This window comes from Nocardioides mangrovi (assembly GCF_020073815.1).
GTDB lineage: Bacteria > Actinomycetota > Actinomycetes > Propionibacteriales > Nocardioidaceae > Nocardioides > Nocardioides mangrovi.
Map to the genome: position 1 here is coordinate 31,941 of NZ_JAIQZJ010000026.1, position 9,739 is coordinate 41,679.

Annotated in this window: 9 protein-coding genes; 6 read left to right on the forward strand and 3 right to left on the reverse strand. The window is 75.7% G+C overall.

The window, feature by feature from the left end; all coding sequences use genetic code 11:
- Positions 1–5 precede the first annotated feature (5 nt).
- The gene (locus tag K8U61_RS23880) at positions 6–188 is read right to left on the reverse strand and encodes a hypothetical protein (protein ID WP_224125518.1); all 183 of its coding nucleotides are present in this window, start codon (positions 186–188) and stop codon (positions 6–8) included.
- Positions 188–1,165, reverse strand: coding sequence for a DUF2157 domain-containing protein (locus tag K8U61_RS23885; protein ID WP_224125519.1), 978 nt, complete (start codon positions 1,163–1,165; stop codon positions 188–190). Before K8U61_RS23885 ends, K8U61_RS23880 begins: the two co-directional genes overlap by 1 nt.
- Positions 1,166–1,371: 206 nt before the next feature.
- On the opposite strand from K8U61_RS23885, the gene K8U61_RS23890 reads away from it, so the two are divergent.
- The 6 genes from K8U61_RS23890 to K8U61_RS23915 are packed head-to-tail and all read left to right on the forward strand — an operon-like array spanning position 1,372 to position 7,225.
- Positions 1,372–2,412 (forward strand): alcohol dehydrogenase catalytic domain-containing protein, encoded by a 1,041-nt coding sequence (locus K8U61_RS23890; RefSeq protein WP_224125520.1) that lies wholly within the window; start codon positions 1,372–1,374, stop codon positions 2,410–2,412.
- A gap of 25 nt (positions 2,413–2,437) precedes the next feature.
- The gene (locus K8U61_RS23895) at positions 2,438–2,872 is read left to right on the forward strand and encodes a CBS domain-containing protein (protein ID WP_224125521.1); all 435 of its coding nucleotides are present in this window, start codon (positions 2,438–2,440) and stop codon (positions 2,870–2,872) included.
- 10 nt (positions 2,873–2,882) lie between these two features.
- A complete protein-coding gene (locus tag K8U61_RS23900) occupies positions 2,883–3,920 on the forward strand; it encodes a class I fructose-bisphosphate aldolase (protein ID WP_224125522.1) in 1,038 nt (345 codons plus the stop codon).
- 15 nt (positions 3,921–3,935) lie between these two features.
- Complete coding sequence (locus K8U61_RS23905) at positions 3,936–5,738, forward strand: alpha/beta hydrolase (RefSeq protein ID WP_224125523.1); 1,803 nt, start codon at positions 3,936–3,938, stop codon at positions 5,736–5,738.
- An 18-nt stretch (positions 5,739–5,756) separates the two neighbouring features.
- Positions 5,757–6,380, forward strand: coding sequence for a calcium-binding protein (locus K8U61_RS23910; protein ID WP_224125524.1), 624 nt, complete (start codon positions 5,757–5,759; stop codon positions 6,378–6,380).
- Positions 6,377–7,225: a universal stress protein gene (locus K8U61_RS23915; protein WP_224125525.1), complete on the forward strand. Its 849-nt coding sequence runs from the start codon at positions 6,377–6,379 to the stop codon at positions 7,223–7,225. Before K8U61_RS23910 ends, K8U61_RS23915 begins: the two co-directional genes overlap by 4 nt.
- Here the strand turns inward: K8U61_RS23915 and K8U61_RS23920 are convergent.
- Positions 7,186–9,739 (reverse strand): cation-translocating P-type ATPase (locus K8U61_RS23920; RefSeq protein WP_224125526.1); only part of this gene is annotated, 2,554 nt, incomplete at its 5' end. The two genes, K8U61_RS23915 and K8U61_RS23920, sit on opposite strands and share 40 nt — an antisense overlap.

Sequence of the window (9,739 nt, forward strand, 5' to 3'; positions counted from 1 at the left end):
ACCCGTCAGTCGAGCGCCGCGAGCACGTCGTGGACCACGAACGCCGGCCAGACCAGCCCCTCGAGCACCGCCAGCACGTGCCACCAGAACCCGTCGGCCTGCTGCCAGAACCACACCCACGCACCGAAGATCCCCAGGCCGTAGATGGCGCCACCGCCCGCGGCGGCCCCCGATCCGCTGTCGGCCATCACCGTGCTCCTCTCGATCGTTCCGGCCCCGGGGACCTGGCTCCGGCCCCGCGGCGGGCCATGACCACCGACAGGGCGACCAGCGCGGCACCGACGACGACGAGCGCGATCGCCGCGGCGGTCGAGTCGCTGAACCACCGCGCCATCGCCGCCGGGACGTTGACCAGGGCCGCGAGGCCGCCGAGCGCGAGCAGGGCGAGATCGCGCCGGACGACGGCGGCGACCACGACGCCGACGACCGTGACGAGCACGAGGACGAGCCCGGCGTCCGTGGTCGAGGACATCATCGCGCCCAGGACGGCGGTACCGGCGCCGAGCAGCACCGGCGTCTCGGGCGGGCTCAGCACGCGGGCGAGCCCCAGGGCCGCCCAGAGCAGACCCACCGCCCACACCCCCATGCCGGGCTCGCCCGGCAGGTCGAGGCGATCCACGACGGCCGCAGCCAGGAGGGCCGCCGATGCCATGGTGGCGGCCTGCTGCAGCCCGTAGCGCAGCGCCGCCCACAGCGCCGCCGCGTAGGCGAGCGTCGCCGCGGCGACCAGGACCACGACCGTCTCGTTGCGCAGGTCCGCCGACGAGAGCACGTCGCCGAGCAGCACCGCGACCGCACCCGCCCAGGCCGCGGTGGACGCGAGCCACAGGACCCCCCGGAGCCGGCGGCCGGCGCTGCCCAGCCGGTCGGGGACGGCGGCACCGCCGAGGAGCAGCGCCACGGCGGCACCGAGCACGACGCCGAGCCGGGCGCCGGACGCGAGGTCGGACCAGTAGTAGGCCGCGAGCAGTCCGCACCCGGCGAGCGCGACCGCGCCGCCGACGTACGCCAGCGCCTCCTCCACGAGCGGCGTACGCCGGCTCGGCGGCGCCGGCGACTGGGCCACGACGCGCATCTCGTCGGCCTGTACCGGCGTGATCACCCCTGCCTCGACCCACCGCTCGAGCAGCTGGTCGAGGGAGTCCGGGACGCGGGTGACCGTCACGGCAGCAGCCCGCCGTCGAGCGAGAGCAGGTCGTGGACCTGGATGTCGTGGGTCATGGCGTCCTCCTGTCGACCGGTCCACGGTCGCGCCGCCGGCCCCAGCCGGGGAGGGGACAACGTCCCGACGCCGACGGGACCCACGGCCGTGCCGCGCGCGCCGGATCGCGCGCAGGCTCGAGATGTCGCCACAGGACGGAGGAGGACGTCATGAGAGCACTCACCTTCGAAGGCCCCGGTCGTCGCGTCTGGCACGACGTCCCCGACCCCGTCGTCACCGGTCCCGAGGACGCGGTGGTGCGGGTCGACGCGGTCACCATCTGCGGCACGGACCTGCACATCCTCAAGGGCGACGTCCCCGAGGTGACGCCCGGCCGGGTCCTCGGCCACGAGGCGGTCGGCACGGTGCTGGACGTCGGTGCCGCGGTGTCCGGCTTCGCCGCCGGCGACCGGGTGCTCATCTCGTGCGTCGCGGGCTGCGGCCGGTGCCGCTTCTGCCGGGACAACCTGGACGGGCAGTGCCTGCAGGGTGGCGGGTGGAACCTCGGGCACCTGATCGACGGCACCCAGGCCGAGCGGGTGCGGGTGCCGTTCGCCGATCGCGCGCTGCACCACCTGCCCGCCTCGGTCAGCGACGAGCAGGCGCTGCTCCTCGCCGACATCCTGCCGACGGCGTACGAGATCGGCGTCCGCAACGGGCGCGTCACGCCGGGCTCGACCGTGGCCATCGTCGGGGCCGGGCCGATCGGTCTGGCCGCCGTCCTCACCGCGCGCCTGATGACCCCGTCGCGCATCGTGGTCGTCGATCCCGCTCCCGGGCGCCGCGAGGCCGCCGAACGGGCCGGGGCCGACCTCGCCGTCCCCGACGCGGCCGCCGCGCTGGACGCGATGAAGACGGCGACCGACGGCCTGGGCTTCGACACCGCGATCGAGGCGGTCGGCGTCCCCGAGACCTTCGAGCTCTGCACCGACCTGGTGCGCGCCGGCGGCACCGTCGCCAACGTCGGGGTCCACGGCGCCCCCGCCGCGCTCCACCTCGAGCGGCTCTGGATCAAGGACGTCACCATCACCACGGGTCTCGTCGACACCTCGTCGACGCCGATGCTGCTGCGGCTGCTCGCCGAGGGTCGCCTGGACACCGAGGGACTCGTGACCCACCGGTTCGGGCTGGACGAGATCCAGGACGCCTACGACGTCTTCGAACGTCCCGCCGACAGCGGCGCGCTCAAGGTCGCGCTCTTCAACGGATGACCCGGCCATGACGAGGACTGCTGCCATGACCGCCGCGCCGAGCAGGAGCCGGCGCGTCGCCCGGGTGCGCGACGCGATGACCAGCCGCGTCGTCGCGGTCGACGGCGAGACCAGCATCGGCAGCGCGATCGACGGCACCCTGGCCGTCGGCCACACCCATGTCGTGATCGTCGACGGCGAGCGCCGGCTGCTCGACGTCATCCCGGTCCAGCTGCTGTCCACGGCGCTGCTCGCCCGCCTCGTCACGCGGTCGTGGCCCGTCGGCGCGGTGACCGTCGCCGATCCGCTCCGCATCACGGCCGACGCGCTGCTCGCCGACGCCGTCGCCGCGATGCTCGATGCCGCGACCGACGCGATCGGTGTCGTTGACGAGGACGGCCGGCTCGTCGGCATCCTCACCTGGCCCGACGTCGGGCGACACGTCGCCGGCGTCCCCTCGACCCGTCCCCGACGTCCCTGAGGAGGTCGTCATGCACCCCATGTCCCTGCACGCCACCGCCGAGGCGCTGGTCGCCCCTGGGAAGGGCATCCTGGCCGCCGACGAGAGCCTGCCCACGATGGAGAAACGGCTCTCCCGGATCGGGGTCGAGTCGACCGAGCAGGTACGCCGCCGCTACCGCGACCTCCTCCTCTCGACACCCGGCCTGGCCGAGCACGTCAGCGGCGTCATCCTCTTCGACGAGACGATCCGGCAGCACGACACCAGCGGTACGCCGTTCCCCCAGGTGCTCGCGGACGCCGGGATCATCCCGGGCATCAAGGTCGACGCGGGCACCCGCCCGCTGGCCGGCTTCCCCGACGAGGTCGTCACCGAGGGCCTCGACGGCCTCCGGCTCCGCCTCGCCGAGTACGCCGCCCTGGGCGCCCGGTTCGCCAAGTGGCGCGCCGTCATCCGGATCGGGGCCGCGCTGCCCACCCCGGGCTGCATCGCCGCCAACGCCCACGCGCTGGCGCGCTACGCCGCCCTCGCCCAGGAGGCGGGTCTCGTGCCGATCGTCGAGCCGGAGGTCCTGATGGACGGCAACCACTCCCTGCCGACCTGTGCCTCGGTCACCGCCACGGTGCTGCGCACGGTGTACGACGAGCTGGCCCGGCACCGGGTCGTCCTCGACGCGACGCTGCTCAAGCCGAACATGGTGCTGCCCGGCGCGTCGTCGCACGAGACCGTCGACGACGACGAGATCGCCGCCCGCACGCTCGCGGTCCTGCGGGACACGGTCCCGGCGTCGGTGCCCGGGATCGTCTTCCTCTCCGGCGGCCAGACGCCGGAGCAGGCGACCGCCCGCCTGGACGCGCTCAACCGGCGTGCACCCCAGCCCTGGCAGCTCAGCTTCAGCTACGGGCGAGCCCTCCAGGCACCGGTGCTGGACGCCTGGGCCGGCCAGGAGCAGAACGTCGAGGCGGCGCAGCAGGCGCTGCTCGAACGCGCCTGGCTCAACGGCGCGGCCCGCCACGGCCGGTACCGGACGGACATGGAGGGTGCCCGCCGGACCACCACCGGCGTCTGACGAGGAGGACCTGCGGTGCGCGCCCTCGTCCTCGTCCTCGTGCTCCTCGTGGGCGCGTCCACCGGATGTGCCGGTGCCGAGACCGGTGACACCTCCCGGGCGGCGTCGGCGACGGTGACCTACGCGCCGGGCCTCGCCGCCACCGTCTACCTGCCCGAGGGCGAGCGGCGGGTGCCGGTGGTGGTGATGGTGCCCGGCGGGGGCTGGGCGACCGCGGACCCCTCCGGCCTGATCGGGTTGGCCGGCTACCTCGCCGACCACGGCGTGGCCGCCGCGACCGTGCACGTCCGCTCAGCGGAGGACGGCGTCACCTACCCGACGCCCGTCGGGGACGTGCTGTGCGCGGTCGCGGGCGTCGTCGACGAGGTGCGCTCGCGTGGCGTCCGCCCGACGACGGTCGCCGTCCTCGGGCACTCCTCGGGCGCCCATCTCGCGGCCCTGGCCGTGCTGACCGGCGACGAGCGCTCGGGGACCTGCGGCGCGCCCGCCGTCCGGCCCGACGCCCTCATCGGGTTGAGCGGCCCCTACGACATCGCGCAGGTCCCGGACCTGGCCGTCACGCTGCTCGGCAGCACCCCGGAGGAGGACCCGGCCGCATGGACCGCAGCGAACCCCGTCCGGCAGGCCGCGCGGCGGCCCGCCGTACCCGTCCTGCTGCTGCACGGCCGCGACGACGACCTCGTGCCGCCGTCCTTCACCGAGGGTTTCGCGGCGGCGCTCGAGGCCGGCGGTCACCGGACCACGGTGCGGATGGTGACCGGCGCCGACCACGACACGATCTACGCCGCCGAGGTCGCCGGTCCGCCGGTGGTCGAGTGGCTGGCATCGCTCGCGCAGGCCCGGGCGCGGCCCGCCGCCGCCCCGGCGCACCTCGACCCGGCGGCGCTACCGCGCGGCGCCGACCCCGGCGTCGCACGACTCGTGCGCGACACGCTCCGCGACGGCGACCGCCGTCTCGCGGCGACCGCCCGTGGCCGGCACGACGCCCTCTGGACCGTCGCCGGCGGCTACCTCCTGCGTGACTACGACGTCGGCCGGCATCACCAGGTGCGCGTGGTCTTCCTCGGCCGGGACGGCAAGCTGCGGACCGTCGCGCGCTCACGGGCCTGGATCGACGTGGCGGTCTCCCCCGATGGACGTCGGGTCGCGATCCGCCGGATCGCCGGGCGAGCGGGGCAGCGCAGCCTGCTGAGCGTCGAGATTCCGCGCAGCGGACGCGTGCTCGCCGAGCACGAGCTCCGGCTCGCGACGCTCGTCGCCGTCACGGGCGGCCGGGTGCTGCTCGCGCGGCGCCTGCACGGGCACCACCCGGTCACCCAGTGGTGGAACCTCGAGCGCGACTCCCTGCGCACCGTCGCCCATCAGGCCGCGATCCGCGCCGACACCCGGCGCGGCCACGTGGTGCTCAGCACCTCCTCGGTGAACGACGCCTGCGTTCGGGTCGCTCCGATCGCGGCGCCGGGACGCACCTCGTGGCGCAGCTGCACCGCCGGTCCGTACGCGTGGTCGCCCGACGGGACGCACGCGGCCGCCACCCGGACCTACTTCGATGCGGCCGGGACCGACCGCTGGTGGGTGGTCGACGGCCACGACGGTGCGCGCCAGGCCCGGATCACCGGGCGCCTCGACTGGCACGCGGTCTGGGAGGACGACGACCACGTCCTGACCCTGGCGCAGGGCGACAGCGGCGGCGCGGCCGTCGTGCGCTGCGACCTCACCGGTGCCTGCGAGCGCGCGAGCCGGACCTGGCCGACGCCGCTGCCCACGGAGCCGTCCCTCTACTACCGGTCGCCGCCCGTCGTGCTGGCCGACCGCTGACCCCACTGAGGAGGAGCCATGTCCGCATCCACCCGACCGTTGCGCATCCTGCTGGCACTCGCCTGCGCCGTCCCGATCGCGCTGGTGGCCACACCGGCCCGGGCGGCCGGCATCGACGGCACCCCTGGCGACGACCACCTCGTCGGCACCCCGGGACCCGACCTCGTCCACGCCCTCGCGGGCGATGACGTGGTGCGCGCCCTGGCCGGCGCCGACCGCGTGCTCGGCGCCGCAGGTGACGACGTGCTGCGGCTCGGACCCAACCCGCTGCGCCCGGGACCGAGCGGCGACACGGGTCTCGGCGGGCCGGGCGACGATGTCCTGCGCGGCGGCCCCGGCTTCGACGTGCTCGTCGGCGGCCGCGGCGCGGACCTGCTGATCGGCGGGCCGGGCGACAACACGCTGGAGGACCGCCGTGGGGCCGACACCGTGGTCGGCGGCCCGGACAGCGACGTCGCCTACGTGGGTCCCGGAGCTGACCGACTGCACCTCGGTCGCGGGAGCGACGCGGTCTTCATCGGCGTCGACGACCGGGTCGACCTGGTCGTCTGCGGGCCGGGCGACGACACGGCTTACGTCGGCCCGCGTCCCGACCCCCTCGACCGGATGATCGGCTGCGAGCACGTCACGGACCGGCCGTGACGGTGGGACGCTCGCCCGAGGAGAGCGTGGCCGGCACCATCGTGGCCGCGGTGGACGGCTCCGACCACGCGCTGCGTGCCCTGACGTGGGCCGTCGAGGAGGCGCGGGCGGAGGGTCGGCGACTCACGCTGGTGGCGGCCGGCGACGACGCCAGGGCCGTGGCGACCGCGGCGGTCGCCCGGGTGCGCGAGCTGGCACCCGAGCTGGCCATCGACGCGCTGATCTCGGGCGACGACCCCCGCCAGGTGCTGACCGACCTGTCGGCCCGGGCGCACCTGCTGGTCGTCGGCTCACGTGGACGTGGGCCCGTGTCCAGCATGCTGCTGGGCTCGGTGAGTGCCTACGTCGTCGCTCACGCCGCCTGCCCCGTGGTCGTCTGCAGGCCCGACGAACACCCTCGCCCTCGCGGGCGCGGGGTGCTGGTCGGCGCGGACGGGACGCCGGAGTCGCGGCCGGTCCTCGACTTCGGCTACCGGCAGGCGGCGCTGCACGGGCTGCCGCTCACGGTCCGGCACTGCTTCTGGGACGCGGTCGCCGCGGCCGCGCTGTACCACCGCTCCCGCGGCGAGGACGTCGATGCGCCCGACCTGACCGAGCTCGAGGCGATGCTCGCCGAGTCGATCGCCGGGTACGCCGAGACCTACCCCGAGGTGGAGGTGACGCTGAGCCTCGACCACGGCCTGGTGGACGAGGCGCTGACCCCGCGCGGTCAGACCTGGGACCTGGTGGTCGTCGGCCGGCACCCGATGACCTCGCTCTCCCGGGTCGTCATCGGGTCCATCGCCACCTCCGTCGTCGAGCGGGCTCACACGACGGTGGCCGTGGTCCCGGAGGAGCCCTCCTGAACCCGATCGCGACGCCGGCGCCACCGATCGAGGGCGAGGACCGCCATCGCGGGCGCCGCCGCCACGACCGCGATCGCCACGAGCCGCTGGGTGCCGAGCGCGCTCGTGCCGAGCAGGTCGCGCAGCGGTGCCCACGCCGTCGCGGCCAGGAGCAGCACCGCGGCGACCGTCACCGCCGCCTCGAGGCCCCGCGCCCGCCACCCCTGCCCGGCCCGAGGCGCCCGGAGCGCGAGCGCGAGCCACAGCTGGGCCAGTCCCAGGCACACGAAGACCGAGGTCTGCTGGACGGCCGTCGTCGCGGCGGCGGTGCCCACCGCCAGGGAGGCCGCCGCGATCAGCGCCGCGGTGACCGCGATCGGCGCGAGCAGCCCGCCCAGGACCGAGCGCTCGGGCGACGGCGAGGGGCGGGCCATGTCCGCGGGATCGCCCGGCTCCCCGCCGAAGGCCACCCCGGGCACCCCGTGGGTGATCATGTTGATCCAGAGGATCTGCCCGGCGGTCAGCGGCACCGGCATGCCGATCCACGGAGCGACCATCAGGACGGCCACCTCCGCGAGACCACCGGAGAGCCCGTACCGCAGGAACCGGCGGATGTTCGCGTAGATCCGGCGTCCCTCGGCCACCGCCACGACCACCGTCCGGAGGTCGTCGTCCGCGAGCACCAGGTCCGCGGCCTGCCGGGCCACCTCCGTCCCACGGCCGCCCATCGCGACGCCGATGTCCGCGTTGCGCAGGGCGGGCGCGTCGTTGACGCCGTCCCCGGTCATCGCGACCACGTCGCCGCGCGCCTGCCAGGCGGCGACGATGTCGACCTTGTCCTCGGGTCGGGTCCGTGCGTAGACCCCGATCCGGGCGACCCGCTCGCGGTGCCAGCCGCGGGCGACGTCGCGGCCCGTGGCGACCTCGGGCGCGCCGTCGACGATCGCGAGCTCCCGGGCGATCGCCCGAGCGGTCTCCGGGTGGTCGCCGGTGATCATCACGACGCGGATGCCGGCCTCGCGGCACGCCGCCACCACCTCGCGCGCCGACGCCCGCGGCGGGTCCACGAGCGCGACCAGGCCCCGCAGCGCCCAGTCGCGCGGGTCATCGAGGAGCGCGGAGAGCGGAGGGCAGGTGGGTCCGGCGACCGGCACGGCACGGTCGGCGACCGCCAGGACCCGGTGGCCGGCGGCCGCGAGGCGGCCCGCCGCGTCGGAGACGCGAGCGGCGAGCAGGTCCTCCCCGATCAGGGGCAGCACGGACTCGGGGGCGCCCTTGCAGATCGCCAGGCGACCGGTCGGTCCCGCGTGCAGCGTGACCATCCGCTTCGCCGCGCTGTCGAAGGGCTCCTCCTCGACCCGCTCCCAGGCCTCGCGCGCGGACAGGGCGTCGGGGTCCCGATCGGTCGCGGCCACCAGGAGGGCCTTCTCGGTGGGATCCCCCGCGATCTCCGGGGCAGCGCCCACGGGCGTGCGCAGCTCGGCGTCGTTGCACAGCACGAGGTCGCGGAGCAGCTCGGACGGGGACGGGCCGGTCGGCCCTTCCGGGGTCCAGAGCTCGCGCACCTGCATCCGCCCCTCGGTGAGCGTGCCGGTCTTGTCCGAGGCGAGCACGGTCACCGAGCCCAGGGTCTCGACCGCGGGCAGGCGCCGGACCAGCGCGTGCCGGCGGGCCATCCGGTAGGCACCGAGCGCGAGGGCGACGGTGACGACCGCCGGCAGCGACTCCGGGATCGCGGCGACCGCCAGGCTGACCGCCAGCACGACCATGGTCACCGGGTCCTCGCCGCGGGCCACTCCGAGCAGCAGCACCAGGGTCGCCAGACCGAGCGTGAGCCAGACGAGCTGGGCGGAGAGCCGCCCGAGCCGCACCTGGAGCGGAGTCGGCCGCACGCCCGCGGCGAGCACCGCGGCCGCGATCGCGCCGAGTCCGCTGGCCGTCCCGATCCGGACCACCACCGCCTCGGCGTGGCCCCGGGTCAGGACGGTGCCGGCCAGGAGCTCGTTGCCGGCGCTCCGACCCACCGGCACCGACTCGCCCGTCATGGCGGACTCGTCGACCTCGACGCCCGCGGCGGTGACCAGCCGGACGTCGGCCGGTACGACGTCGCCGGCGTCCAGCCGGACCAGGTCCCCCGGCACCAGGTCGGCCGCCGGCAGGACGACGACCAGCCCGTCACGGAGTGCGGTCGCAGCAGGCGCCGCCAGCTGGTCGAGGGCGTCCAACGCGTTCGCGGCGCGCACCTCCTGCACGACTCCGATCGCGGTGTTCAGGACGACGACGGCGATGATGATCGAGGCGTCGCTGAGGTCGCCGAGCGCGACCACCACGGCGAAGGCCCCGAGCAGCAGCAGGATCATCGGGTCGCGCAGCTGCTCGAGGACCCGGCGTACGACGCCGCGCGGCGGCCTCCGGGGCACCCGGTTGGGCCCCCACCGGGCCTGCAGCACCGCGACCTGCTGCGCGGTGAGGCCCCGGGCGCCGACCTCCTGCGACTCGCTCATCATCGACTCCTCGCGGACGTGCCCGGACGTG

Coding starts and splice junctions, on each gene's coding strand:
- K8U61_RS23895 (WP_224125521.1), top strand. CDS start 2,438: ATGACCGCCGCGCCGAGCAGGAGCCGGCGCGTCGCCCGGGTGCGCGAC.
- K8U61_RS23910 (WP_224125524.1), top strand. CDS start 5,757: ATGTCCGCATCCACCCGACCGTTGCGCATCCTGCTGGCACTCGCCTGC.
- K8U61_RS23880 (WP_224125518.1), bottom strand. CDS start 188: ATGGCCGACAGCGGATCGGGGGCCGCCGCGGGCGGTGGCGCCATCTAC.
- K8U61_RS23900 (WP_224125522.1), top strand. CDS start 2,883: ATGCACCCCATGTCCCTGCACGCCACCGCCGAGGCGCTGGTCGCCCCT.
- K8U61_RS23890 (WP_224125520.1), top strand. CDS start 1,372: ATGAGAGCACTCACCTTCGAAGGCCCCGGTCGTCGCGTCTGGCACGAC.